We start from the raw sequence: 22,605 nt of genomic DNA, 5'->3' as shown, positions 1-22,605 counted from the left end.
TTCAGTTTTTATCTATAAAAAACAATGCCTGCCAAAGATATTTTCCATGACTGTGTAAAACACGCCCTAATCAAAGACGGCTGGACAATTACCCATGACCCCCTACGGATTCGTTTAGCAAGAGGTAAAAACCTGTTTGTTGATTTGGGAGCAGAAAGACTATTAGCCGCAGAAAAGGGAACAGAAAAAATAGCCGTTGAAATTAAGAGCTTTACTCGTCCCTCTGATATGAAAGACCTTGAAGAGGCAGTTGGTCAATTTGTCGTTTATACCCATCTTTTAAGGCGTTATTATCCCGAATATAAACTATTTTTGGCTGTTAGCGAAAACACCTGCAAAACAGTATTTGAAGAAGAAGCAGGTCAAACCTTAATTGAAGATGGTATTATTGAGTTATTTAGTTTTGATCCCAACCAGGAGGTAATTGTACGATGGCTTCCTTAATTGCCCAATATCGGCAAATTATTGAAAAAACATTCCAAGATTATGCCGACTTCCTCGACACTGATCACCAAATCCAAATCGAATTAGTCCTAGATCAAACCCGCGATCGCTATTTATTGGTTGAAACAGGTTGGCAAAATGGTTATCGAATCTACGGAACCCTATTACATATTGATATTATTGATCAAAAAATTTGGATTCAACACGACGGAACTGAGGATGGTATTGCCGATGAATTAGTAGCTGCGGGAATCCCTCAAAACCAGATTATTTTAGCCTTTAAATCCCCTGAAATTAGACCCTATACAGGCTTCGCTGTCGCTTAACGTTCAAATATGATGGACAATTCTCAAAACCGCAATCACCCACCAAATGAATCACTATTAGAAGAAGATTAGAAACTCTTGATAACCCAAGTCAGCCATGAAAATCACCTACTTTCAAGATACGGATACTCTATACCTAGAGTTCAATAACAATCCCATTGTCGAGACTCAAGAAATCAATGAAAATACCTTGGTCGATCTTGATCAGCAGGGGAATATTTGTGCAATCACCTTGGAACACGCCAAAAGCTTAACGGATCTGAATGCTTTTTCCCTAGAAACTATTGTCGCGCCTCAATTAGCTTCAAGTTTATAAGAGTTGTCATAATAAAATTATTCTATAAACTCTATGGATTCCCCATGCAAAACCCAATTAACCTCACTATTGAGCGCTTTCAAGAAAACGGACAAGATTACTATGTCGCCACCAGTCCCGATATACAAGGACTTGTCACTGAAGCTGATACAATAGATGCCGTCATTGATATTGCCAAAGACTTAATTCCCATCCTATTAGAATTGGAAACAAAGGAGTGTGAATAATGCAAACCGTCCACAAAATGAGGAACAATTAATTATGAACATCTAAAGATTATCCCTTTGCTCAAGACTTGATTACGGATAATCAAGGTCAGATACAGCAAGTTATCATTAATTTTGAAGACTATCAACAAATAATAGAAACCTATGAAGATACTGGACTCTATCGGGCCATGATAGACGTTAAAGATGAAACTCCCTTAACTTTGGAGGAAGCTTTAATTGAATTAGAAAAAGAATGAAAATCAACTATCTTCCTACTTTTATCAAGGATCTTAAAGATTTAAAAAGTACGCCAATTCAAAAATGAAACGCATCAACCTCAAGAGTTGACAAAGAAAGGCTCATCAGGTCAGCAATTCTCATTTTAAGGTTTCATGACATTAAAACCCCTGCACCTAGAGGGGTTAATAATTCTTAACGAATCTCTAGATCGCTGAAACAACGCAAAATCGTTTCAAAATGAGAATTGCTGGAAATCAATAGAGTCACAGAAAAACTTTTTCAAGAGATTCACCCTGACAAAAGAAAAACCTTTACTTGTGACAACGGCAAAGAATTTTGTGGACATCAAGAGTTGAGTCAGAAACTAGGAGCAGATTTTTATTTTGCTACTCCTTATCATTCGTGGGAGAGGGGATTAAACGAGCATACCAATGGACTGTTAAGACAATTTTTCCCCAAGGGAACGAATTTTAAAATCGTTAAGCCAGAGGAGGTGGAAAGAGCCGTAAACTTGATTAACAATCGTCCTCGAAAATGTCTTGACTATCGTACCCCGAATGAGGTATTCTATAAAGGTAGATCAGACAGTGATGCAATTCAGACTTGAATTGGCCAATCTTAGTTAAGTACCTAAGTAAAATTAATTCCACATCTCGCTAACTCCTGACTTCGGGTGCATCTCATTTTTGTAAATCTAGCAAGTTGGGATTTTTACGCGAAAACTCTCTGATAAAATCTGGCATTACTTCCGATTTTATCACTCAATCCAAGCTTTTGGGTGGTAGAACCCCCCAAACCCCCCGCGCATTAGCTTTTCGGTGGGATGCTTACAGGCAGCTGCTGATACATTTGTCATCATTTAAGAGTCATACTAAATCTGTTTATTAAAAACTGATTATTTATTCACCCTTTTGCATTAGTGCCTGCTGCCTTTTACCTGTCCTGATATGTAGCCTATACTCAACGGATTTAGTATTATTACTGTAGTTTGGTATGGGCTTTTTTCTCATAGGTGCGTTCAAATTTTGTGCGGGTGTAATTGGCAGCGATCGCTATTGCTAAAGCCAAAATTGCGAAAATAAGGGCAGTAATTTGATAGATAGACTGATTTGGGGATAAAATTGCCAGTAAAGCTAATAATATCCCCATTAAAATTGCGATTTGTTTAGTTTTTACCATGTTTTCATGGGCAGCGCTACAGGTGCGACAGTGGACAGTGTGACGAGAATAGCGATCGAGGGGTAAAGGATCGAATAAATCGATCGCCGTTGTCCGCTGGCTGGTGTAGCCTTGATAGTAGGGGAAAGAGTCCCCATAGCGATCGAACCATTGACGTAACTCAATCACCAAGGCATCGGAACTTTTTAAGGGCAAGTATAATTTTTGTAAACTATCTCTTGACTTTTCCACCATTTGCTGCTGACTTTGAATTAAAGGTAGATCATCTTCGAGGATGCGACTTTGACGCAGATGTTCCAACCAGCGCCAACGGTATTGACGGGAGTTAACGGCAAAATTTTGGTAACGTCGCACCAGTAAGCGAGAACGACCTTGACCCAGAGAAATCCCGTATAAAGCCAATCCAGCACACCAATGGGGATTAGGCAGAGAAAAACGATAATGAACGAGATTAGGGGCTATAAAATCCAGATATTTCCAGCTTTCTTGCGGATTGCGGCTATTGCGCCACTGACTGCGAATTCCCCGCGCCGAGATTTCGAGGATTTGGAAGGCTAAAGGTTGAGCATTTTCCCGTTTTGCCCCGAATTCGCTGCGATCATGGCTAATATTAACATGGGCGGGATCGAGGAGATTTTCGAGTAAATAGCCCTGTTCGTAGGGAAAATCAATGAGATAATCGGTATGGACACAATTGGGGTCTTCTAGGTCTTTGATGATAGGAATATCGCTTTCTTTCGCTGTTTCCTCTTCTCCTAACCAAACCCAGAGGACTCCCTGACGTTCCACCACCCCATAGGATTTAACCTTGGCATTGCGGGGAATCGGGGTATTAACTGGCAGTTGGGGAATATGGGAACATTTTCCATCCGTCTCGAACTGCCAACCATGGTATAAACATTCTAAACGCCCAGCGATCATCTGTCCTGTGGAGAGTTTAGCCAAGCGATGGGGACAGCGATCAAGCAAACAGCCCCATTTTCCCTGTTGATCGCGAAATATTAGCAATGGTTGCCCATAAAGACAGAAAGAGTAGGGATTTTTTTGCCAATCCTGCACGAATAACACAGGATACCAACAATTTTGGTAGTGAAAACAGTCATCCCTAGGCAGGGGTTGAGATTGATCTGCGCTCGTCATGGCGATGAGAGAGAAAAAATATTGATCATCATCATAATATCGGTGCGGCAAATTGATCTCTGTCTTCCTACTATCTTTTAATTAATCGGAAAGGGACTATAGCGGTGTGCAGTCGTATGAGGTACAGTGTCACGAGCTATAAACCATGCTAGGCAAGGCTTGGTCTGTATCTCACTCAAGCGCTTACCGCTATAGGAGAGGGTGGAAATCTCCGATAGGCGTTAATTGTAGCCAAAAAATCGATTGTAAAGCCTTTTATTGATTTCGTATAGTAGCCAAATAATTAAAAAACAGACAGAGATGAATATCAAAGGTTTTTGAGTCAGTAAATTCTGCAAACTCCAGAATAGTTGCTGCGGTTGAGTGACTAGATACCAACTATTCAGTCGGAGAAACCTTCCTAAATAGATACCGATCGCACTTAAAAAATGGAGAGTTATTTCTAGGGGTAAAACTGCTGAATTTAGCTGACTTTGCTGACAATAACTTTTTAAATTAAGTAAGGAGATAACGTATAGCTGAAAGCCAATAAAAATAAAGATACTATACTGGGGAATTAAAACTAAAAAAAATAAACTTTTGGCGTAATCCTGCTGAACATAAGAGATTAAATGAATGCTATCGGTGAGAATGTAGGGAGCATTGGGTAAAAAAAGCACAAAAACTAAGAGAATTAACCACCAGAGTAGGGAACGATCGAGGGTGATCCGAAATAGCCAAAAACTGAGGATAAAGGGGATAAAAGCCAGAAAAGAATTCCAGATAATCCTCCCGGTACTGAGGTTAAATAATTGCCAAGCATTATGCCACCAATCCCTATTTAAAATCATCGTTAAATCTGCCAAAATCATCTCTTAAATATCAGTATCCTCTAGGGTTGATAAATATCCTAACCAATTTTTTAAAGATTCCGGGAAAGGGATTCTTTGTCTATCGGTGGGAGCGATGCACACATGGCGAGTTTTCGCTTTTCCGACCATGATTTCAGCCAAATAAATTTTATAATGCAATTCAAACTCGTTTTCGCTTAGGGATCGGACAGTGAAATTAATCTGTATTTGATCGCCACAAAAAAGAGGACGAAAAAACTGGATTTCCGCTTGAGTAATCGGTAGGGCAACCGGAGAATCTTTCAAAAAATCCTTGATATTGATGCCAAATTGTGCTAAGGAAAACTCGTAGGCTTCATGACAGATCGAGAGAAGATGGGCAAAGTAAACCACACCGGCCGCATCGGTATCGGCCAGATAAATTAGGCGCTCGTAGGACATAAAAAGCTTATTGTCTTTCCAGAAAGGTTAAACTATCTTGTAGTTGTCTTAACTCGTCCCGATGGGCTTTGACAGTTAATTCCGTTTGCTGAGATTTGCTTTCTACTTTAAAAGCCACTTCTTCTAAACGGCCGACTTTTTGCCAATAGAAAACACCGGCGAGGGGAGATAAACCCACAAGAGCAAAAATATAGGGATTAGTATCGGGAAATAACACCGATAACACCAGTGAGAAGCAAAATAAACCCAAGGCCGCCAAAATTGTCAAAAATATCGCTAGGAAGGGGCTAGGCGGCACAAAACCCTGTAATCTGACAATATTCTGTTCGGGTTCGATCGCCTTGACTTGATAGGAACGTCGGTCAAAATAGTCTCGCAGTTGTTCTAATAGTTGGTCGTCACTGGTACTGGTAAGATAGACACGCTGTTCGATACGCTCTTTGACGGAACCGCGAATAAAAAAGAATAATCCTACCATGAGCAGGAGAGTCAGAAAAAAAGTTGAGGAAAGAACGGGGGTATCCATGGCGGCAGTTAGGAGCGAAAAAACTTACAATTAATCCTAATTATCCTAACCTATCTTCTCCCCCGATTTAGAAGATAGATCCTAGGAGCAAAACCTCGATCGAGAATCAGAAAAATTTAACCCCAAGGCAGATTCATGGGCAACAATCTATTAACAGGATTAATCGAACCCTTACAGTATAGTTTCATGCAGAGATCCCTAATTGAAGCTATCATCGTCGGGATCATCTGTGCGGTGGTGGGAACCTACCTGATGGTACAACGTTTGGCCCTCTTGGGCGATGCCATCAGTCACTCGGTCTTACCCGGATTAGCGATCGCTTTTATTGGTAATTTTAATCTTTTACTGGGTGCTTTACTAGCCTCAATGGTCAGTACCCTACTGATTAACTTAATCCGTAATCGTTCCCCAATCAAAGAAGATGCGGCCATGGGTATCGTTTTCTCGGCTTTTTTCGCCCTTGGCATCACCCTGATCACTCTCATCCAAAAAAACAACAAAATCGACCTTAATCACTTTCTCTTCGGCAATATTCTCGGTGTTACTGCTGCCGACATCCGCGATACCCTAATTATTGCCGTTATCGTTTTATTAACCGTTTTGCTCCTGTATAAAGAACTATTATTCTACACTTTCGACAAAATCGGGGCGCAAGCGGCGGGTTTACCAGTAAATTTATTAGATTTAGGCTTAATGCTCCTGATTGGTTTGACAATCGTTGCTAGTCTCCAAGCGGTGGGAGTAATCCTCGTTTTGTCCCTTTTGATTACCCCGGCAGCCACTGCTTATCTTTTAGTTACCCGTCTTCATCAAGTCATGGGTTTAGGTGTGGGTGTGGGTATTATTTCTAGTATCAGTGGGATGTATTTAAGTTATTACTGGAATTTACCCTCTGGACCGGCGATCGTGCTTGTCGCTTTTACCCTATTTATGTTGGCCTTTTTATTCAGTCCCCGTCAAGGAATTTTCACTCATCCCGCTAGTCTAGGTGGTCAACTGTCTATCTGGGTAGAGATAAAAAATTTGTTGAGACGGCGTTAGTTTGGGGGATAAGGTGGGAGTGATCAAAAAAAGCCGACGGCCGAGATAACTGCGATAATTTGCCAGATTTTTCGAGGCTCTTACTCTGATATTGTGTTGATTTCATCGTTTCATATTGTACTTAAGCGACATACCAGACCACAGCATTAGGTTAATTCTTCCCCACAAGAATCTGATATTGGAAAATAGCCATTTGACCTCTTGTATTGGGTAGCTCTTGGATTCATTAGCCTGTACAGCTAGTCTCCGCTAATTTCTACCAATGTCTCACCAGCAGCTAAAAGTTCTAAAGCCCTGGGTAAAGTCTCACTCAAGATTTCACGCAACCGGGCATTAGAGGTATTGCCACAAGTCAGCCAAATAATTTGTGGGGGCGAACCAAGTCGCTCAACTAAATCTACAAAATCGCTGTCTTTGGTCATTAGGATAGCTCTTTGAGCTTTTGCAACCTGAAAGATTTCAGTATCTTCAGCATCTCTCAGTCCAAGATCACGCAAAGCCACAGTTTCAATCTCAAGTGTAGTGCTAATCCAGGTTGCAATTGCAGGAGACAAATGTGCGTCAACCCAAATTGTCATGCCAGTAAAACCGGGTGATTAAGCTTCCGCGAGGCATATAAAAGCGCTGCTTTCAAATCATCTGCCTCAAGATCAGGCATTTCATCTAGAATTTCTCTCGCGCTTAAACCTGCCGCGAATAGATCTAACACATCTGACACCCGGATTCTCATTCCTCGAATACAGGCACGACCACCGCACTGCCGAGGATTAACTGTAATTCTTGAAAGCAATTCCGCCATTACAAGGTAGCTCTTACGATCTTTACCTTTATTGTGAACTAGAGTGCTAAAAGTTTCAACAAAATAGGGTAGGCTATGCCCACCCTGTCAATTATGAAAAATTTTGACATCCTCACCGCCCAGCCCCGGCGGTGAGGATGTCAACACTCTTTAAACTCCTAGCCACACAAATCCCAGACGCTGAACTACAATTCATCTTCTCCGCATCAGAGTACCCAATTTGGTCGCCCTAGGACGCAACGGCAGCTGCAAACATTCTGATGCAGATGATTCAGGATGACCAAGGGGCATCTGCTCATGCCTAGTAAAGTTGAGTTTCCCTTTTCTGAGGATAACGCATTACCGACCAGAACCTTGATCCCAAGCGGCGATCGCTCTGATAACATGAGCTACTTTATCATTCTGCCTCAAAATTGTTTTTTATTGGTCGGCAATAATTGTCTTCTTTTTTTGATTTTGTACGGTAAGTTTGGAACAATCATATTTAAAAAGGCAGAAAATCTTCATCAAGAATTTGCTCCAGCGATAGTCCCCACTCTCAGGCTCAATGACAATAAACCAGTCATAATATTCCCCTGCTAATTGTGGATAAACGCGGTCAAAAATCTCTCGACAACGCCGAGCTAAAGCTTTATCCTCAGCCTCAATTTTCGCTATTTCTTCAGCAGAAAGGCGATGTTGATGAGGAAAAATCGAACTTCCCAGAGGAACTTTTCGAGAGGTTATTTGGCTCATTTTGGCTAATTTTTGCCCAGTGGGGACAAATTTAACTAGAGACAGAGAGAAGAAAAGAGCCTGTTGTGTTTCGGAAATGACTATCGTTCAGGAGAAGTCATTCTTTGATTATTCTAACGATTTCTGCATCTAGTCGGAGCCGTTTTTTTCAGGACAATCGCCACTCTCCACCCAGCCCAATATTGGGAGTAATAAGCTAAATCCCGTCATATAATTGGAAAGGAGAATGGCAACATTAGAGGCTGAGGCGAGGGGAAACAGATGAAGGGCGATCCGGCTGTATTGAAGAAAGTGTCTGTCAGTCTTCCTTTTGGTATTGGTTCAGCCGAATGGGAGGCAGATCCGACTGAGAGAAGGGCTGCATGGTCACTTTATGTGGAATTGGTGACGCGCATTGCTGTAGAGCCATTAGAGGGGGAAGAAGGGCTGCTGCGTGAGGCTTTGAACTCGCTGTATAGTTTATTTGGGACAACCCGCGAGATTCTCAAGGAAGCGGGTCCCGATGTGGGGGCTTCTCGCAATTCAGTGGGCGGTATTGCGATCGCTGTCCTGAATCGGGGGTTGCGCCGTTTTCTAGCCAAGTGGCATCCTCGCTTACAGGTTTGGGAAGCGAAGCGCCCTGCTGATGTCAGTCCCAAGGAATACGAGCAGCAATGGATAGAAGAACCTGAATTGCGAAGGGAGTTAGAGGCTCTCAGGCAGGATTTAAGTCGGTATGCACTGGCTCTAGCAGAGATTGCTGGGGTTGAAAATTAGGGGAGGAGGTTCTTTAAATGTCTCAGCAGTTTGATGTTTTCCTGGCTCATAATAGTGTGGATAAACCGCAAGTAAGGGTGATCGCTAAAAAACTGAGGGAACGAGGGTTAAAACCTTGGCTAGATGAGGAACAAATCCCACCAGGGATGTCATTTCAGGATGAAATTCAAAAAGCTATTCCCCTGATTAAATCGGCAGCTATTATTATTGGTACTAAGGGATTAGGAACGTGGCAGGTCATGGAACTGCGATCGCTTATTACTAAATTTGTTAATCAAAAAATTCCTGTTATTCCTGTTTTGTTACCAGGGGTTAATAATATTCCTAGTGATTTACTATTCCTACAAGAACTTAATTGGGTTAAGTTTGAGCAGATTGATGATGCTACGGCTTTTTATCGGCTACAGTGGGGCATTACCCAAGTTAAGCCAGAGTTACACCCCAAAACCGTACAATTGACCGCCGAGGAGTGGTTTAACAGTGCCTATAACAAAGGTGAATCAGGAGACAAGCAAGGTGCGATCGCTGACTACAATCAAGCCATTAAAATCAAACCTGACTATGCTTATGCCTACAACAATCGCGGGTTAGCCAAGTCTGACTTAGGAGACAAGCAAGGTGCGATCGCAGACTACAATCAAGCCATTAATATCAAACCCGACTATGCTGATGCCTACAACAATCGCGGGAATGCCAAGTATAACTTAGGAGACTACCAAGGTGCGATCGCTGACTACAATCAAGCCATTAAAATCAAACCTGACTATGCTTATGCCTACAACAATCGCGGGATAGCCAAGTCTGACTTAGGAGACAAGCAAGGTGCGATCGCAGACTACAATCAAGCCATTAATATCAAACCCGACTATGCTGATGCCTACAACAATCGCGGGTCGGCCAAGGATGACTTAGGAGACTACCAAGGTGCGATCGCTGACTACAATCAAGCCATTAATATCAAACCTGACTATGCTATTGCCTACTACAATCGCGGGATTGCCAAGTCTAACTTAGGAGACAAGCAAGGTGCGATCGCAGACTACAATCAAGCCATTAATATCAAACCTGACTATGCTATTGCCTACTACAATCGCGGGAATGCCAAGTCTAACTTAGGAGACAAGCAAGGTGCGATCGCAGACTACAATCAAGCCATTAATATCAAACCTGACTATGCTATTGCCTACAACAATCGCGGGTCGGCCAAGGATGACTTAGGAGACTACCAAGGTGCGATCGCAGACTACAATCAAGCCATTAATATCAAACCTGACTATGCTATTGCCTACTACAATCGCGGGAATGCCAAGTCTAACTTAGGAGACAAGCAAGGTGCGATCGCTGACTACAATCAAGCGGCACAACTTTACTCGCAACAGAACAAGATGGTTGATTACCAAGATGCCCTTAATCAGGTGAAAAATCTTGAAAAATGATTTTGAGGAAGGTTGTTCTCATAAAAAATGGTTGTTACTAAAATTAAAAAATCAAAATAAAGGACTGATGAATTAATCTATAATGCAAGAGACAGGAGCTATTAGCGGCAGGCTATTTGAACCATCTAAAGCGGGAGGTAAAATTCTTAAATTATCCTATCAAGAAATAAAAAACTAGGCTATCCCACTGGACAGCCACCCGATCCAGATCTGGCTTACAAGTTGTGGAATAATGCTCACACAGCAACCCTTGAAGATTATGGTTTAAAAGAAGGATTTGGCGTTTTATTTCACCCAAGTATAGAGGATTAATCATGAAAGATACCGTACAGTTAACCCAACTTGAATTGGTGCTTCTCCAATTAGTTGAAAAAGGAAAAGGAAAATGGAGTTGGTACGAATTAGCTAACGCACTTTCCCGCCGAGATGTTACTAGCCGTAGCGTGTGGATCTGAGAAGGGAACAGGGGGTCTTTGGTCGATTCTCGTTTTTTCTTCTCTCGCGCAAAGACTTGTAACCTGTAAGATATAACAACTTCAGGCAATTTGTCAAGCTTAGTTTTGGAGATTTCTAGAACGAAAACATAGGCTTTTTCCCAATTTGTTCAGTTCTTAATCTATTAATCAAAAAATTCGGTGAAAGAAAGGAGTATAAATTGGATGCTTACCTACAAAGCAATGTATAAATTTCTGGAACAGGGAGTCCATGGAGAAGTCTTGGATTTCCCTGGCGTGATTTCCTGGGGAAATGATCTAGCAGCAGTACGCCGTTCCTTAGCCAGTGCGCTGGTGGACATGGCAGAAGTTAATATATCTAGGGGGGAATCCTTACCCTTGCCTAATGAGTTGTTAACAGACCCAGAAGCGGATTTAGAAGAACCAATTTATCTAATATTTTCTGCATCAACCCATGTCCAAATTGTACCGACTTTGATAGCCTCATGAAGCGTCGAGATTTGTTGCGTTATCTCAGTCAACAGGGTTGTCAATTGGTACGAGAAGGAAGTGAACATTCCATCTGGGAAAATCCACTCAATGGTCGGCGCACAGCCATCCCTCGACATAGAGAAATTGTAGAGTTTACTGCTGTGAGAATTTTTCGTCAGTTGGAGATACCAGAACCTTGATAACAAGGTGCGATCGCTGACTACAATCAAGCCACTAATATCAAACCCGACTATGCTGCTGCCTACAACAATCGCGGGTCGGCCAAGAAAAACTTAGGAGACTACCAAGGTGCGATCGCTGACTACAATCAAGCAGCACAACTTTACTCGCAGCAAGGCAATATGGAAGAGTATCGTAAGGCTCTCGACAGGATCAAAAATCTTGAAAAAGGATTTTGGGGAAGATTGTTCTCATAAAAAATGGTTGTTACTGAAATTAAAAAATCAAAATAAAGGACTGATGAATTAATCTATAATGCAAGAGAAAGAAGCTATTAGCGGCAGGCTATTTGAACCATCTAAAGCGGGAGGTAAAATTCTTAAATTATCCTATCAAGAAGTAAAAAACTAGGCTATCCCACTGGACAGCCACCCGATCCCGATCTGGCTTACAAATTGTGGAATAATGCTCACACAGCAACCCTTGAAGATTATGGTTTAAAAGAAGGATTTGGCGTTTTATTTCACCCAAGTATAGAGGATTAATCATGAAAGATACCGTACAGTTAACCCAACTTGAATTGGTGCTTCTCCAATTAGTTGAAAAAGGAAAAGGAAAATGGAGTTGGTACGAATTAGCTAACGCACTTTCCCGCCGAGATGTTCCTAGAGAACCTGATATGATGACAGTCTTAAAAAATCTTTGCCAGCGAGGCTTAGTCAAACGTTATGTGGAAAAAGAATCGCCGCGTGATCGTTGGGAATTGACTTCAAAAGGGGAGGCTTTGTTAAAAAATAGCTAATGACAAACCGCAAGAAGATGGGGCTAAAGTTTGGGGAAAATAGCTTGAAGGTCTAAAATTGATAAATTATGAAAAAACTTGAAAAAATCATCACAGAATTTCGCCAAGCACTAGAAAAAATCTATGGCGATAAATTAATAAACTTAGTTCTGTACGGTTCTCAAGCAAGAGGGGATGCAACAGAAGACTCTGATATTGACATCATGGTAATTTTAAAAAGTCCAGCTTCTCCTGGAGATGAAATTTTCCGTATGGGAGAAGTGAAAAATCAAATTAACCTTAAATACGATCAACTCATCTCAGTTTTGCCCATATCTGAAGAAGACTTTTTATGTAAAGATACTCCTTTATTAGAAAATATTCGCCGAGAAGGTAAGCAGTAAAACGTAGGGTGCGTTAGACGGCAAAAATTGCTGCTGTGACTGGAAGGTGACAATCCGTCGTAACGCACCACCTCTCATCAACACCTACTCATACCGGCGGTTACGTTTGCGGATAATCCAGAGGATAAACCAGATAACCAGGACAAGTAGGGCTATTTTTGACACGGGAGCCAGATATTCTTCCACAAGGGGGTAATTCTTCCCTAAAAAGTAACCTGCTGCCGTTAAAAAAACGACCCAGAGAGTCGTGCCGATGGTGGAGTAAACTAAAAAGGGAATCATCGCCATGTGATTCATCCCGGCGGGTAGGGAAATCAAAGTTCGTACTCCGGGGACCAAACGACAGAGTAAAACCGCTTTACTACCGTGACGGTTAAACCATTGATTAGCTTTTTGAATATCTTTAGCGGAAACGGTAATCCATTTGCCGTATTTATCGGCTAGTTTTTCGATTTTTTCCTCATCCACAACCCGACCGAGATAATACCAAGGTAGCGCTCCGACTACGGTTCCGACAATCCCCGCTACCACTGCCGGAATAAATTGCATTTGTCCCTCATGGACGGTAAAACCCGCTAGAGGCATAATTAATTCCGAGGGAATGGGAGGAAAAAGATTCTCTAAAAACATCAATAGGGCTATGCCTAAATAGCCCATAGAAGTCATTGTATTTGTAATCCATTCAGTCATATTTTTGAGGATTTAGAAAACAGTTTTAAAGTAGAGTATTTTCAGTGAACTGACAACCAATAACTAATAACTAATAACTAATAACTGATAACTGATAACTGATAACTGATAACTGATATTAGGTTCCGGAAGTCCAGGAGTTGATATATTCTAATTGGGCTTCGGTGAGGGTATCGATTTCAATCCCCATGGCTTGCAGTTTCAAGCGGGCGATTTCTTGGTCTAATTCGTAGGGAATTGAGTAGATGCCGGGGGCTAATTTACCTTTATTTTTAACCAAGTATTCTACACCGATCGCCTGGTTAGCGAAACTCATATCCATAACGGCGCTAGGATGACCTTCGGCGGCTGCCAGGTTAACTAGGCGACCTTCACCGATAACAACGACGGATTTACCGCTTTTTAGTCTATATTGTTGGGTAAAGTTGCGAACTTCCTTAACATTATCGGCTTTTGCGCCTAAAGCTTGCAGGTCGATTTCAATATCAAAGTGACCGGAGTTGGAAACAATCGCCCCATCTTTCATCAGGTCAAAATGTTCAGCCCGGATAACGTGCTTGTTACCAGTGACAGTGATAAAGATATCGCCTTCCTTAGCGGCTTCATCCATGGGCATAACCCGGAAACCGTCCATCGCCGCTTCAATGGCCCGCACGGCGTTAATTTCGGTGACAATTAGATTAGCACCTAAACCTTTGGCCCGCATAGCCACACCTTTACCACACCAACCATAACCAGCCACAACCACGGTTTTACCGGCAAGAAGGATATTGGTGGCGCGAATGATACCATCAAGGGTAGATTGACCTGTACCGTAGCGATTATCAAAGAAATGCTTGGTTTCTGCGTCGTTAACGTTCATTGCGGGGAAGGATAACACCCCGGCTTTGAGCATGGCTTGCAAACGGACGATACCGGTGGTAGTTTCTTCGGTAGTACCGATAATGTCGGGTAATTGGTGACTTCTTTCTTTAACTAGGGTGGCCACTACATCACAACCATCATCGATGATAATCTGGGGTTTATGATCGAGGGCGATTTGAACGTGACGGTGATAGGTGTCGTTATCTTCCCCTTTGATTGCATAAACGGGGATGCCGTAATCAGCGACCAAACAAGCGGCCACATCATCTTGGGTGGAAAGGGGATTACTGGCAATCAGTAACGCATCAGCTCCACCGGCTTTGAGTGCGATGGCCAAATTAGCGGTCTCGGTGGTAACGTGGCAGCAAGCGACTAAACGCAGTCCAGCAAAGGGTTTTTCGATGGCGTAACGTTCGGCTAATTGACGCAAAACGGGCATTTCCCGACCGGCCCATTCGATGCGCTGTTTGCCGATGGGGGCTAAACTAATATCTTTGATGTCGTATTTCTGTTGAACTGGTGTTGCTACCATAAGGGGTTTTCCTTAAATACAAGCCTAGGCTATTGGTTAATTTAACTTAACATTGTCTGGGGATTTTGGCTAATGTCAAGCTTTCCACCGGTTTTTTATATAGGAAAAAGTTATCAATCCCTCACTGACCTATCCAGAACTCAGTATATTGTCTCTATTTTGGGTAATTATATAGTACAATAAAACTACTGTATGATCTAAATTAAGCTAGAAATCTCTATCTCGTGATGATAAGATCGACTAATGGGCGAGAAACTGACAGGCGTTAATCCCAAGATAATCCAATGGGCAAGAGAAAGGGCAAGATATTCTCTTGAGTCTGTGGCGGTCAAGTTTAAAAAAGATGTTTCTGTTATCGAAAAATGGGAGTCAGGAGAGGACTTTCCTACTTATAGTCAATTGGAAAAGTTGGCAGAAATATATAAACGTCCTCTCGCTTTATTCTTTTTCCCAGAACCTCCCCTAGAAGCGGAGGAAAAACAAGAATTTAGAACTTTGCCAGACTTTGAAATCGAAAATTTGGCCGCCGATACTATCTATGCTTTACGACAAGCAAAAGCGATGCAATTGTCGCTACAGGAAATTAATAATGGTATTAATCCTAGTACCAAGAAAATCTTTCAGGATATTTCGGTTAGCTCTAGTGATGATTTAAGGATATTAGCCGAACAGATCAGAAATTATTTAAACGTTACTCTAGAAGAACAACTGACCTGGAATGATCAGGAAACTGCCTTAAAAAAATGGCGGAGTGCCGTGGAAGAAGCCGGTATTTTTATTTTTAAGCGTTCTTTTAAGCAGCGAGAAATTTCGGGATTTTGCTTTATAGATATTGAATTTCCGATCATCTATCTTAATAATAGCACTGAAAAATCTAGACAAATATTTACCATTTTTCATGAATTAGCACATATTCTTTTGCAGACTAATGGAATTACTAAATCTGACGATAGATATATTAATAGTTTGCAAGGAGAAAATAAATATATCGAGATATTTTGTAATAAATTTGCTGCGGAGTTTCTGCTTCCTAATCATGTTTTTTATGAGATAATCAGAGAAACAATAGTTAACGTTAACGATAACGATAAAATTATCTCGAAAATTTCCAGTGATTATAAGGTTAGTCGAGAAGTAGTTTTACGAAAACTATTAGATAATAACTTAATCTCCCAGAAAGAATATACTCTTAAAGTAAGCGAGTGGTACAGTGAGCAGGTGGGAAAAAGTCAGGACAAAAATAAAAAATCTGGAGGTAATCCCTATGCTAATCAGGCGACATATTTGGGAGAAAATTACCTAAAACTTGTGTTCAATAAATACTATCAAGGCCAATACGATATCGAGCGTGTTGCTGATTATCTAAACATTAAAAAAGTTGCTACGGTGGAAAAACTTGAACAATATTTATTAGACAAAGGACTGTTTTGATGGTTTACATTTTTGACACAAGTAGTTTTAAGGTTTTAGGAAACTATTTTCCCAAAAGTTTTCCTACCGTTTGGCAAAAAATCGATTTGCTTGTGTCAGAAGGTAAACTAAAATCAGTACGCGAAGTGCTTAAAGAAGTAGAATATGGCAATAATAAACAATTTGTTTTAGATTGGATAGACTTCAATAAACAAATATTTTTACCACCCACTGCTCAGGAAACTTTATTTATTGCTGAAACTTTTTCTATAAGTAACTTTAAGGATTTAGTGAGTCAAAAAGCAAGATTACAAGGAAAACCAGTGGCAGACCCATTTATTATTGCCTGTGCCAAGATAAAAGACGGTTGCGTAATTACCGAAGAAGCCTTGAAGCCTAATGCTCCCAAAATCCCCACAGTCTGTCAACACTTTTCTATCGATTGTACCAATGTTCAGGGTTTAATGGAGCGGGAAGGTTGGCAATTTTAAAACTAAAATTAATGGATAAATTGCCAATAAATTTATATGTTGAAAAGGCTTTTTCTGGAAAACTAATAACCATGTTCAGCCAGAAATTCTAGGCTAATCTCGGTAGGAGGGTGATAAGAGCGCATTCCTAGCAATTTTTCCACATATTTGCCTAAAATATCCCCTTCTAGATTCACCCAATCGCCTAATTTTAAATGGGAAAGATTGGTTTCAGCGTAGGTGTGGGGGATGACTGCCACTTTAAACCAGCTGCTGGAGGCATCACAATCGGCCACGGTTAAACTGATGCCATTAACAGCTATACTGCCCTTACCGACGATATAACGAGCTATGTAGTTATTCCACTGCTCTTCTAGGGAACTAGGGGCAGCAAAGGTCATTTCCCACGAATTAGCCACGATTATCGATTCGACTAAACAGCCAATTCCGTCCACATGACCGGTGACAAAATGACCGCCGATTTTACTACCCACCCGCAAAGAGGTTTCTAGGTTAACGTTGGTTTCTGTTTTAATCCTTCGTCCTAAAGTAGTGCGCTGTAGGGTTTCTGGGGAAGCGGTGGCCACAAAACCCTCTGAGAGAATTTCCTCGACTGTCAAACAAACTCCATCCACAGCCACACTATCACCAATCATTAAATCTTGGAGAATTGTATCAGAGGATACAGACAAATATAGTATATCAGTATTCACGACCCGAATTTTTCCCAAGGCTTGAATTAATCCTGTAAACATCGGCTTTTTTCTCGACTATAAATCCTTATGAGTGAAAGATTGGGCATTTTCCCCAGAATAATCGGCGACAATATGACCATCTCCCACTAATTGATATTTGTAGGTCACTAATCCCTCTAATCCCACCGGACCACGGGGGGGCATTTTTTGGGTACTGATACCCACTTCGGCCCCAAAACCGTAACGGAAACCATCGGCAAATCGCGTGGAACAATTATGAAAAACTCCGGCGGCATCGACTCGATCGCTAAAGGTTTTGGCCGTGTTAAAATTTTCGCTGACAATGGCTTCCGTGTGTCGAGAACCGTAATAATTAATATGTTCGATTGCCGATTCTAGACTATCAACAATTTTAATTGACAGGATTAAATCACTATATTCGGTTTGCCAGTCTTCTTCTGTGGCCGATGGTACGTTAATAATCTGACGAGTTGTTTCATCTCCCAATAATTTAACCTTTTTTTCCTCTAATGCCTGGGCCAATGCGGGTAAAAATTGTCTAGCGATGTCTTGATGAACTAATAAAGTTTCAATGGTATTACAAGCGGCAGGATATTGGGTTTTGCCATCAACGGTAATCCTAATTGCTTTGCTTAAATCGGCTTCTTTGTCGATGTAGAGATGACAGATACCATCGGCATGGCCGAGGACAGGAATGCGGGTATTATTTTGGATATAACGCACAAATTCGTTAGAACCTCTAGGAATAATTAAATCGATGTATTGATCAAGTTTTAAGAGTTCCTGAATTTCTTCTCTTGTTGTTAACAATTGCACCGCCGCCGAATTAACTTTAGTTTGACTCAATGCCTGATGAATAATTGTTACTAAAGCTTGACAAGAACGGAGCGCCTCTTTCCCCCCTTTTAAAATAACGCCATTGCCGGATTTTATCGCTAAACTGGTAATTTGAATTAAAGCATCGGGACGAGCTTCAAAAATAACCCCTAAAACCCCTAAAGGACAGGTTATTCTCCGCAGAATTAAACCTTGATCTAATTCCCGGTTAATTTGCATCGTAGCCAAAGGATCCGCTAATTTAGCCACATCTCGCACCCCTGCAATAGCGGCTTTTAATTTGCTGGAACTTAACTCTAATCGCGCACATAAAGCGGGGGATAATTCCATCGCTTTGGCAGTTTGAACATCGACCATATTAGCGTCTAGTATCTTATCAGCATTAGCAGTTAAAGCCTCAGCAATAGCCTCTAAAGCTTCATTCCTTTCTTCGTTAGTCAGAATAGCCAGTTGACGACTCGCTTGACGGGTTTCTCTGGCGATTTCGGGGAGGGATAGAGAAGTTGTAACCATAGAAAATTAAACGTAATAACCGCTATCTTGTTTATTTTATCTTATTTTTGATCAAGTTTCAGGGTCATTAGACCTCTTGTAAAAATCAAAAATTGTTGTTAGGGTTAGGATTCAGTAGCCAGGAGAATTAAGGATGAATAATAGTCAATTAAATGGTCTATTTACAGATTTGGCTCTCTTGAGTTTGGTGGGTAAAATGTACTCTAAGATACAGTCCTGCCAGCGAGCGACTAGAACGAACCACAAAGACACAAAGGACACAAAGATCGATCCTATATAAGTTAAACTTATCACACAAAGAATAAGAAAACCCTGATTTTAGGCAATTTAATCTTTATTTTCGAGGTTTATTGAAGGTTATCAACTCTTGTCATGATCATCATAAATCTAGTTAACTAGAAAAAATAGCCGAAATTAGTGATTTTTCTATCCTATATCTGTAGAGACATTAGAGTTAACATCCCTACAGAATCTAGACTATCTAGACCGGATTGGCAATCAGACAGTTAGATACTTCTTGACGCGCCCAATCATCGGCGGCTAAAATGTCATCTAGGCTAGGGGTAGAACTGTTATGAATTGCAAAGCGATCGCAAACTTTTTCGATCACCCGGGGAATATCTAAGAAGCTAATCTTTTCTTCTAAAAATAATGCTACCGCTTGTTCATTGGCCGCGTTTAATACTGCCGGCATTGCCCCACCCGCACGGCCAGCTGCGTAGGCTAATCCCATACAGGGATATTTTTGATGATCGGGTTCTTTGAAGGTTAAACTGCCGGCTTTAACTAAATTTAAAGGTTCCCAATCAGTATAAATTCTTTCGGGCCAAGACAAAGCATATAACAGGGGTAAACGCATATCGGGCCAGCCTAATTGGGCTAAAACGGAGGTATCCTGTAACTCAATTAAAGAGTGAATAATACTTTGAGGATGAATAACAATATCGATCGCATTATAATCGACACCAAATAAATAATGAGCTTCGATAACTTCTAGACCTTTATTCATTAAAGTAGCCGAATCGATGGTGATTTTTCTGCCCATAGACCAGTTGGGATGTTTGAGGGCATCAGCTACGGTTACTTGCGGCAATTTTTCCACCGGTAAATCCCGAAAAGCACCCCCAGAAGCGGTGAGAATAATCTTTTTTAATCCCCCAGTGGGAACTCCCTGTAAACATTGAAAAATAGCTGAATGTTCCGAGTCAGCAGGTAATAATTTAACTCCGTGTTTTTCCACTAAAGGCAGCACCACCGGACCGCCAGCAATCAGGGTTTCTTTATTAGCAAGAGCGATATCTTTACCGGCAGTAATAGCGGCAATCGTGGGCAGCAATCCCGCACAACCAACAATTCCCGTGACGACGCTTTCGGAATCGCCATAACGGGCCACTTCGATTACTCCTTCCTTTCCTGCTAGGATAATCGGGGTATAGTCAAGGTCGGAAATTAGGCTTTTCAGGTCTTCTAGTTGACTTTCGTTATTAATCGCCACGATTTGCGGGCGAAATTGCCGAATTTGCTCCGATAGTAGTTGAATATTATTACCCGTGGCTAATCCCACCACTTGAAACTTATCGGGATGATCGGTGACAATATCGAGAGTTTGAGTGCCGATCGAGCCAGTAGAGCCTAAAATCGAGATTTTTTTCATTAGAAACTTAATATAATTTGGGGATTAGCTTTAAATATACGTTCTCTGGGGTCTTTCCGGCACATCAGCGTAAATATTAAACATTTGTTAAAAAAGTTGATAGTTTGACCTTTTTATGCTACGGCTTAGAAAAAGTTAGCGATAGAGATGGTGACAGAGAAGAAATCGAATAGAAAGGCCAATGGATTAGGCTGTCTAGCGGGGGGTCTGGTTTTTTGCCTCTTATTTCCCCTGTGTTTTTTCTTTTTTGGTTGGTTATCCTTCGCTCTTGGGATGAGTTGTGCTTTCCCCAGTCAATGTTCGACAGAGGAGGAAATAATCAAGTTTATCCTATCAATGATTTCGTTTTTTGGGGGAGGATTCGCCGTACCTATATTCCTCAGTTGTGCCGTGGGAAAAGCCGTTAGATTTGGGTTAAGTCGCAGAAAAAATAACCGAACTTAAACATAAGTTCGGCTAGATTTAATTTAACAACTGGATAAAACTAACTTTCTGTCGTGACTGCTGTGGTGGGAGGCAACTTAATATTAGTAGCTAATCCCAGAATTTGCAGCAGACGAATGGTCATCCAAGTCAGATCAACTTCCCACCATTGTAGGCCATGACGGGCAGAATACTGATAGGCATGGTGATTATTGTGCCAACCTTCACCGAAAGTTAAGAGAGCAACCCACCAACAATTTTTAGAATTATCGTGGGATTCATGGCTAACATAACCGAATTTGTGGGTGGCGCTGTTGACAAACCAAGTGGAGTGGAAAACTAAGACCAAGCGAACAAAAATTCCCCAAATTACAAACGGCCAACCACCCATAGCATAGAGAATTAAGCCTAGAACAATTTGGATAGGAACAAAATAATTTTGACAGAATTTATAGAAAGGATCGTCGGCGATATCCTGGGTAAAACGAGCAATTTCTTCATCAGCAGGAATTTCGTGCAGCATCCAACCCATGTGACTCCACCAGAAACCTTTATTAGAATCGTGGGGATCGGGAGCAGTATCAGAATATTTATGATGAAGACGATGTAAACCTATCCATGCGATCGCACCCCCCTGACAAGCGAGAGTCCCGCACAAAACCAGAAAGTATTCTAACCATTTGGGAGTCTTAAAACTCCGATGGGAAACCAAACGATGGAAACCGAGGGTAATTCCTAAACCCCCGGTAATCCAATAAAGAATCAATGTCACTCCCACAGCACCCCAGCTAAAATTGCCAGGCAAGAAGGCTAAAAGAGCCACTAAGTGGATAAAAGCCATGTAGATGAGAGTCACCCAGTCAATGGGAAGTTTTTCGGAAGTCGCAACAGTCATTGAATAACCCAAAGGGAAACAACAGGAGACAGAGCATCATTGTCTTATCTGTCTCGATTTGACACAGGGGGAACTTTGACGCTTAATAAATAGTAACAAATATCACAGTCTATTGTTTGATGGATATCCCCTCTCTATTCCACAGGGCAGAAGAGGCCCTACTCCCCATCTTTTCGGAAATTGACGCACAGGTCAAGGAAAATCTCGCTAAAATCCTATTGGGAAAGTATGGCGAAGCGATTGATTTCCCTAAGTGAGGGTTTTTATCGGCAATGCTATCGGACGGGAAAGCCGCAGTCAATACAGCCTAATCTCTTCTAGAAACAGTAAATAAGGTGATTTATACATAAAAAAAGACAAATAAGTCCCAAATATCTGTTTTATCCGCTCATAACTCTATATTTAGCCAGATTACATCGAAATCAATGACTGTTTATTTACCTAAACAAATACTTCAGACTAATCATCCTCATCCCGTGGCGATCAGCGAAATTGTCTCGATAGCGCTCGAAGCCCTCTGGAGCAATAAACTGCGGACTTTGTTAACCATGTTAGGGGTGATTATTGGCATTGCCTCCGTGATTGCTCTCACCTCCGTAGGCCAAGGAGTACAAAAAGCCACCGAACAAAAAATTCAATCTCTAGGTACTAATGTTTTACAAATTTTACCAGGAGAAGCCAGAACTGGCGGTATTAGTCTCGGCCGCGGTTCCAGTAGTACCTTAATCTGGGAAGATGCCAAAGTTATTCAAAATCAAGTTCCCGGTGTACAGGTGGTCTCCGCCTATCTGCAGCGTCCGGCACCGATGGTGGCGGGCGAGGTCAATCATGCCACTAATGTGGTGGGCATCGATCTTAACTACTTGACATCCTCGCCGCCGTAAAACGGACG

30 protein-coding genes and 2 pseudogenes are annotated in these 22,605 nt (G+C 41.5%); 19 read left to right on the top strand and 13 right to left on the bottom strand.

Going from position 1 to position 22,605, the window contains the following annotated elements; genetic code table 11:
- Window positions 1–24 precede the first annotated feature (24 nt).
- The 6 genes and pseudogenes from ACQY1X_RS04910 to ACQY1X_RS04885 all read left to right on the top strand — a co-directional run.
- Window positions 25–444, top strand: a complete 420-nt coding sequence (locus ACQY1X_RS04910; protein WP_002734551.1) for a XisH family protein — start codon at window positions 25–27, stop codon at window positions 442–444.
- Window positions 432–770 (top strand): XisI protein, encoded by a 339-nt coding sequence (locus ACQY1X_RS04905; RefSeq protein WP_002732833.1) that lies wholly within the window; start codon window positions 432–434, stop codon window positions 768–770. Before ACQY1X_RS04910 ends, ACQY1X_RS04905 begins: the two co-directional genes overlap by 13 nt.
- A gap of 97 nt (window positions 771–867) precedes the next feature.
- On the top strand, window positions 868–1,086 hold the full coding sequence (locus ACQY1X_RS04900) for a DUF2283 domain-containing protein (RefSeq protein ID WP_002734335.1): 219 nt from the start codon (window positions 868–870) through the stop codon (window positions 1,084–1,086).
- 44 nt (window positions 1,087–1,130) lie between these two features.
- Entirely contained in the window at window positions 1,131–1,313 is a 183-nt protein-coding gene (locus tag ACQY1X_RS04895; protein WP_002733867.1) for a DUF1902 domain-containing protein, read from the top strand.
- A gap of 68 nt (window positions 1,314–1,381) precedes the next feature.
- Window positions 1,382–1,552: a hypothetical protein gene (locus ACQY1X_RS04890; RefSeq protein ID WP_409939386.1), complete on the top strand. Its 171-nt coding sequence runs from the start codon at window positions 1,382–1,384 to the stop codon at window positions 1,550–1,552.
- Between the two features lie 233 nt (window positions 1,553–1,785).
- Window positions 1,786–2,142: pseudogene (locus ACQY1X_RS04885) on the top strand (IS30 family transposase); the annotation flags it as partial.
- Between the two features lie 371 nt (window positions 2,143–2,513).
- Here ACQY1X_RS04885 and ACQY1X_RS04880 read toward each other — a convergent pair.
- From ACQY1X_RS04880 to ACQY1X_RS04865, 4 genes are all read right to left on the bottom strand, one after another.
- Window positions 2,514–3,854, bottom strand: coding sequence for a Rieske 2Fe-2S domain-containing protein (locus ACQY1X_RS04880; protein ID WP_430014645.1), 1,341 nt, complete (start codon window positions 3,852–3,854; stop codon window positions 2,514–2,516).
- Between the two features lie 221 nt (window positions 3,855–4,075).
- Window positions 4,076–4,705, bottom strand: coding sequence for a DUF1361 domain-containing protein (locus tag ACQY1X_RS04875; RefSeq protein ID WP_430014089.1), 630 nt, complete (start codon window positions 4,703–4,705; stop codon window positions 4,076–4,078).
- 3 nt (window positions 4,706–4,708) lie between these two features.
- On the bottom strand, window positions 4,709–5,125 hold the full coding sequence (locus ACQY1X_RS04870; protein WP_430014088.1) for an acyl-CoA thioesterase: 417 nt from the start codon (window positions 5,123–5,125) through the stop codon (window positions 4,709–4,711).
- 7 nt (window positions 5,126–5,132) lie between these two features.
- On the bottom strand, window positions 5,133–5,651 hold the full coding sequence (locus tag ACQY1X_RS04865) for a cofactor assembly of complex C subunit B (RefSeq protein WP_002734244.1): 519 nt from the start codon (window positions 5,649–5,651) through the stop codon (window positions 5,133–5,135).
- Window positions 5,652–5,786: 135 nt separating this feature from the next.
- On the opposite strand from ACQY1X_RS04865, the gene ACQY1X_RS04860 reads away from it, so the two are divergent.
- Window positions 5,787–6,692, top strand: a complete 906-nt coding sequence (locus ACQY1X_RS04860; protein ID WP_069474524.1) for a metal ABC transporter permease — start codon at window positions 5,787–5,789, stop codon at window positions 6,690–6,692.
- A 239-nt stretch (window positions 6,693–6,931) separates the two neighbouring features.
- On the opposite strand, the gene ACQY1X_RS04855 is transcribed toward ACQY1X_RS04860, so the two are convergent.
- The 3 genes from ACQY1X_RS04855 to ACQY1X_RS04845 all read right to left on the bottom strand — a co-directional run bounded on the left by ACQY1X_RS04855 (window position 6,932) and on the right by ACQY1X_RS04845 (window position 8,226).
- Window positions 6,932–7,270 carry a DUF5615 family PIN-like protein gene (locus ACQY1X_RS04855; protein WP_430014087.1) on the bottom strand — a complete coding sequence of 113 codons (339 nt, stop codon included), beginning with the start codon at window positions 7,268–7,270 and terminating at the stop codon, window positions 6,932–6,934.
- A complete protein-coding gene (locus ACQY1X_RS04850; RefSeq protein ID WP_002740734.1) occupies window positions 7,267–7,491 on the bottom strand; it encodes a DUF433 domain-containing protein in 225 nt (74 codons plus the stop codon). Before ACQY1X_RS04850 ends, ACQY1X_RS04855 begins: the two co-directional genes overlap by 4 nt.
- Window positions 7,492–7,911: 420 nt before the next feature.
- Window positions 7,912–8,226: a hypothetical protein gene (locus tag ACQY1X_RS04845; RefSeq protein WP_002755562.1), complete on the bottom strand. Its 315-nt coding sequence runs from the start codon at window positions 8,224–8,226 to the stop codon at window positions 7,912–7,914.
- Window positions 8,227–8,487: 261 nt separating this feature from the next.
- Between ACQY1X_RS04845 and ACQY1X_RS04840 the strand changes: the two genes are divergently transcribed.
- The 8 genes from ACQY1X_RS04840 (at window position 8,488) to ACQY1X_RS04805 (ending at window position 12,709) form a co-directional block, all read left to right on the top strand.
- Window positions 8,488–8,982: a hypothetical protein gene (locus ACQY1X_RS04840; RefSeq protein ID WP_150975493.1), complete on the top strand. Its 495-nt coding sequence runs from the start codon at window positions 8,488–8,490 to the stop codon at window positions 8,980–8,982.
- Window positions 8,983–8,999: 17 nt separating this feature from the next.
- Entirely contained in the window at window positions 9,000–10,418 is a 1,419-nt protein-coding gene (locus tag ACQY1X_RS04835) for a tetratricopeptide repeat protein (RefSeq protein WP_430014086.1), read from the top strand.
- Window positions 10,419–10,732: 314 nt separating this feature from the next.
- The gene (locus ACQY1X_RS04830; protein ID WP_002735012.1) at window positions 10,733–10,873 is read left to right on the top strand and encodes a hypothetical protein; all 141 of its coding nucleotides are present in this window, start codon (window positions 10,733–10,735) and stop codon (window positions 10,871–10,873) included.
- A 204-nt stretch (window positions 10,874–11,077) separates the two neighbouring features.
- Window positions 11,078–11,362, top strand: a complete 285-nt coding sequence (locus tag ACQY1X_RS04825; RefSeq protein WP_002734253.1) for a type II toxin-antitoxin system HicB family antitoxin — start codon at window positions 11,078–11,080, stop codon at window positions 11,360–11,362.
- Window positions 11,359–11,544: a type II toxin-antitoxin system HicA family toxin gene (locus tag ACQY1X_RS04820; protein ID WP_002734683.1), complete on the top strand. Its 186-nt coding sequence runs from the start codon at window positions 11,359–11,361 to the stop codon at window positions 11,542–11,544. Before ACQY1X_RS04825 ends, ACQY1X_RS04820 begins: the two co-directional genes overlap by 4 nt.
- 12 nt (window positions 11,545–11,556) lie before the next feature.
- Window positions 11,557–11,781 carry a tetratricopeptide repeat protein gene (locus ACQY1X_RS04815; protein ID WP_430014644.1) on the top strand — a complete coding sequence of 75 codons (225 nt, stop codon included), beginning with the start codon at window positions 11,557–11,559 and terminating at the stop codon, window positions 11,779–11,781.
- 290 nt (window positions 11,782–12,071) lie between these two features.
- On the top strand, window positions 12,072–12,326 hold the full coding sequence (locus tag ACQY1X_RS04810) for a hypothetical protein (protein ID WP_002732184.1): 255 nt from the start codon (window positions 12,072–12,074) through the stop codon (window positions 12,324–12,326).
- Window positions 12,327–12,394: 68 nt separating this feature from the next.
- Window positions 12,395–12,709: a nucleotidyltransferase domain-containing protein gene (locus ACQY1X_RS04805; RefSeq protein WP_002733723.1), complete on the top strand. Its 315-nt coding sequence runs from the start codon at window positions 12,395–12,397 to the stop codon at window positions 12,707–12,709.
- A gap of 84 nt (window positions 12,710–12,793) precedes the next feature.
- On the opposite strand, the gene ACQY1X_RS04800 is transcribed toward ACQY1X_RS04805, so the two are convergent.
- Window positions 12,794–13,399 (bottom strand): DedA family protein, encoded by a 606-nt coding sequence (locus ACQY1X_RS04800; RefSeq protein WP_002769621.1) that lies wholly within the window; start codon window positions 13,397–13,399, stop codon window positions 12,794–12,796.
- Between the two features lie 118 nt (window positions 13,400–13,517).
- Window positions 13,518–14,795, bottom strand: a complete 1,278-nt coding sequence (ahcY, locus tag ACQY1X_RS04795; protein WP_002755549.1) for an adenosylhomocysteinase — start codon at window positions 14,793–14,795, stop codon at window positions 13,518–13,520.
- Between the two features lie 243 nt (window positions 14,796–15,038).
- Here ahcY and ACQY1X_RS04790 point away from each other — a divergent pair, with 243 nt between their 5' ends.
- Window positions 15,039–16,226 carry an ImmA/IrrE family metallo-endopeptidase gene (locus ACQY1X_RS04790; RefSeq protein ID WP_430015444.1) on the top strand — a complete coding sequence of 396 codons (1,188 nt, stop codon included), beginning with the start codon at window positions 15,039–15,041 and terminating at the stop codon, window positions 16,224–16,226.
- A complete protein-coding gene (locus tag ACQY1X_RS04785; RefSeq protein WP_130757257.1) occupies window positions 16,226–16,696 on the top strand; it encodes a PIN domain-containing protein in 471 nt (156 codons plus the stop codon). The genes ACQY1X_RS04790 and ACQY1X_RS04785 overlap by 1 nt, the downstream gene beginning before the upstream one ends.
- A 62-nt stretch (window positions 16,697–16,758) precedes the next feature.
- Here ACQY1X_RS04785 and ACQY1X_RS04780 read toward each other — a convergent pair whose 3' ends face one another.
- The 4 genes from ACQY1X_RS04780 to ACQY1X_RS04765 all read right to left on the bottom strand — a co-directional run bounded on the left by ACQY1X_RS04780 (window position 16,759) and on the right by ACQY1X_RS04765 (window position 21,713).
- Window positions 16,759–17,430 (bottom strand): riboflavin synthase, encoded by a 672-nt coding sequence (locus ACQY1X_RS04780; protein ID WP_430014084.1) that lies wholly within the window; start codon window positions 17,428–17,430, stop codon window positions 16,759–16,761.
- Between the two features lie 15 nt (window positions 17,431–17,445).
- A complete protein-coding gene (proA, locus tag ACQY1X_RS04775; RefSeq protein ID WP_069474530.1) occupies window positions 17,446–18,741 on the bottom strand; it encodes a glutamate-5-semialdehyde dehydrogenase in 1,296 nt (431 codons plus the stop codon).
- A gap of 481 nt (window positions 18,742–19,222) precedes the next feature.
- A complete protein-coding gene (dxr, locus tag ACQY1X_RS04770; RefSeq protein WP_002784854.1) occupies window positions 19,223–20,395 on the bottom strand; it encodes a 1-deoxy-D-xylulose-5-phosphate reductoisomerase in 1,173 nt (390 codons plus the stop codon).
- Between the two features lie 484 nt (window positions 20,396–20,879).
- Window positions 20,880–21,713 (bottom strand): acyl-CoA desaturase, encoded by an 834-nt coding sequence (locus ACQY1X_RS04765; protein WP_002733282.1) that lies wholly within the window; start codon window positions 21,711–21,713, stop codon window positions 20,880–20,882.
- Between the two features lie 119 nt (window positions 21,714–21,832).
- On the opposite strand from ACQY1X_RS04765, the pseudogene ACQY1X_RS04760 reads away from it, so the two are divergent.
- Both ACQY1X_RS04760 and ACQY1X_RS04755 read left to right on the top strand, forming a co-directional pair.
- Window positions 21,833–21,931, top strand: a pseudogene (locus ACQY1X_RS04760) (aluminum resistance protein); the annotation flags it as partial.
- 207 nt (window positions 21,932–22,138) lie between these two features.
- Window positions 22,139–22,597 (top strand): ABC transporter permease, encoded by a 459-nt coding sequence (locus ACQY1X_RS04755; RefSeq protein WP_069474532.1) that lies wholly within the window; start codon window positions 22,139–22,141, stop codon window positions 22,595–22,597.
- Window positions 22,598–22,605 lie beyond the last annotated feature (8 nt).

Origin of the sequence: Microcystis protocystis FBCC-A270, assembly GCF_050500235.1 — a bacterium.
Taxonomy (GTDB): Bacteria; Cyanobacteriota; Cyanobacteriia; order Cyanobacteriales; family Microcystaceae; genus Microcystis; species Microcystis ichthyoblabe_A.
Note: the sequence above shows the minus strand (reverse complement) of the source record. Positions and strands in the feature narration are given on the sequence as shown.

Excerpts from the sequence above, each read along its gene's own strand:
- dxr (WP_002784854.1), bottom strand. The coding sequence starts at position 20,395 with ATGAAAAAAATCTCGATTTTAGGCTCTACTGGCTCGATCGGCACTCAA.
- ACQY1X_RS04820 (WP_002734683.1), top strand. The coding sequence starts at position 11,359 with ATGAAGCGTCGAGATTTGTTGCGTTATCTCAGTCAACAGGGTTGTCAA.
- ACQY1X_RS04855 (WP_430014087.1), bottom strand. The coding sequence starts at position 7,270 with ATGACAATTTGGGTTGACGCACATTTGTCTCCTGCAATTGCAACCTGG.
- ACQY1X_RS04860 (WP_069474524.1), top strand. The coding sequence starts at position 5,787 with ATGGGCAACAATCTATTAACAGGATTAATCGAACCCTTACAGTATAGT.
- ACQY1X_RS04865 (WP_002734244.1), bottom strand. The coding sequence starts at position 5,651 with ATGGATACCCCCGTTCTTTCCTCAACTTTTTTTCTGACTCTCCTGCTC.
- ACQY1X_RS04790 (WP_430015444.1), top strand. The coding sequence starts at position 15,039 with ATGGGCGAGAAACTGACAGGCGTTAATCCCAAGATAATCCAATGGGCA.
- ACQY1X_RS04830 (WP_002735012.1), top strand. The coding sequence starts at position 10,733 with ATGAAAGATACCGTACAGTTAACCCAACTTGAATTGGTGCTTCTCCAA.
- ACQY1X_RS04870 (WP_430014088.1), bottom strand. The coding sequence starts at position 5,125 with ATGTCCTACGAGCGCCTAATTTATCTGGCCGATACCGATGCGGCCGGT.
- ACQY1X_RS04905 (WP_002732833.1), top strand. The coding sequence starts at position 432 with ATGGCTTCCTTAATTGCCCAATATCGGCAAATTATTGAAAAAACATTC.
- ACQY1X_RS04765 (WP_002733282.1), bottom strand. The coding sequence starts at position 21,713 with ATGACTGTTGCGACTTCCGAAAAACTTCCCATTGACTGGGTGACTCTC.
- ACQY1X_RS04900 (WP_002734335.1), top strand. The coding sequence starts at position 868 with ATGAAAATCACCTACTTTCAAGATACGGATACTCTATACCTAGAGTTC.
- ACQY1X_RS04780 (WP_430014084.1), bottom strand. The coding sequence starts at position 17,430 with ATGTTTACAGGATTAATTCAAGCCTTGGGAAAAATTCGGGTCGTGAAT.
- ACQY1X_RS04785 (WP_130757257.1), top strand. The coding sequence starts at position 16,226 with ATGGTTTACATTTTTGACACAAGTAGTTTTAAGGTTTTAGGAAACTAT.
- ACQY1X_RS04835 (WP_430014086.1), top strand. The coding sequence starts at position 9,000 with ATGTCTCAGCAGTTTGATGTTTTCCTGGCTCATAATAGTGTGGATAAA.
- ACQY1X_RS04755 (WP_069474532.1), top strand. The coding sequence starts at position 22,139 with ATGACTGTTTATTTACCTAAACAAATACTTCAGACTAATCATCCTCAT.
- ACQY1X_RS04875 (WP_430014089.1), bottom strand. The coding sequence starts at position 4,705 with ATGATTTTGGCAGATTTAACGATGATTTTAAATAGGGATTGGTGGCAT.
- ACQY1X_RS04895 (WP_002733867.1), top strand. The coding sequence starts at position 1,131 with ATGCAAAACCCAATTAACCTCACTATTGAGCGCTTTCAAGAAAACGGA.
- ACQY1X_RS04850 (WP_002740734.1), bottom strand. The coding sequence starts at position 7,491 with ATGGCGGAATTGCTTTCAAGAATTACAGTTAATCCTCGGCAGTGCGGT.
- ACQY1X_RS04800 (WP_002769621.1), bottom strand. The coding sequence starts at position 13,399 with ATGACTGAATGGATTACAAATACAATGACTTCTATGGGCTATTTAGGC.
- ACQY1X_RS04880 (WP_430014645.1), bottom strand. The coding sequence starts at position 3,854 with ATGACGAGCGCAGATCAATCTCAACCCCTGCCTAGGGATGACTGTTTT.
- ACQY1X_RS04845 (WP_002755562.1), bottom strand. The coding sequence starts at position 8,226 with ATGAGCCAAATAACCTCTCGAAAAGTTCCTCTGGGAAGTTCGATTTTT.
- ACQY1X_RS04805 (WP_002733723.1), top strand. The coding sequence starts at position 12,395 with ATGAAAAAACTTGAAAAAATCATCACAGAATTTCGCCAAGCACTAGAA.
- proA (WP_069474530.1), bottom strand. The coding sequence starts at position 18,741 with ATGGTTACAACTTCTCTATCCCTCCCCGAAATCGCCAGAGAAACCCGT.
- ahcY (WP_002755549.1), bottom strand. The coding sequence starts at position 14,795 with ATGGTAGCAACACCAGTTCAACAGAAATACGACATCAAAGATATTAGT.
- ACQY1X_RS04910 (WP_002734551.1), top strand. The coding sequence starts at position 25 with ATGCCTGCCAAAGATATTTTCCATGACTGTGTAAAACACGCCCTAATC.
- ACQY1X_RS04810 (WP_002732184.1), top strand. The coding sequence starts at position 12,072 with ATGAAAGATACCGTACAGTTAACCCAACTTGAATTGGTGCTTCTCCAA.
- ACQY1X_RS04825 (WP_002734253.1), top strand. The coding sequence starts at position 11,078 with ATGCTTACCTACAAAGCAATGTATAAATTTCTGGAACAGGGAGTCCAT.
- ACQY1X_RS04840 (WP_150975493.1), top strand. The coding sequence starts at position 8,488 with ATGAAGGGCGATCCGGCTGTATTGAAGAAAGTGTCTGTCAGTCTTCCT.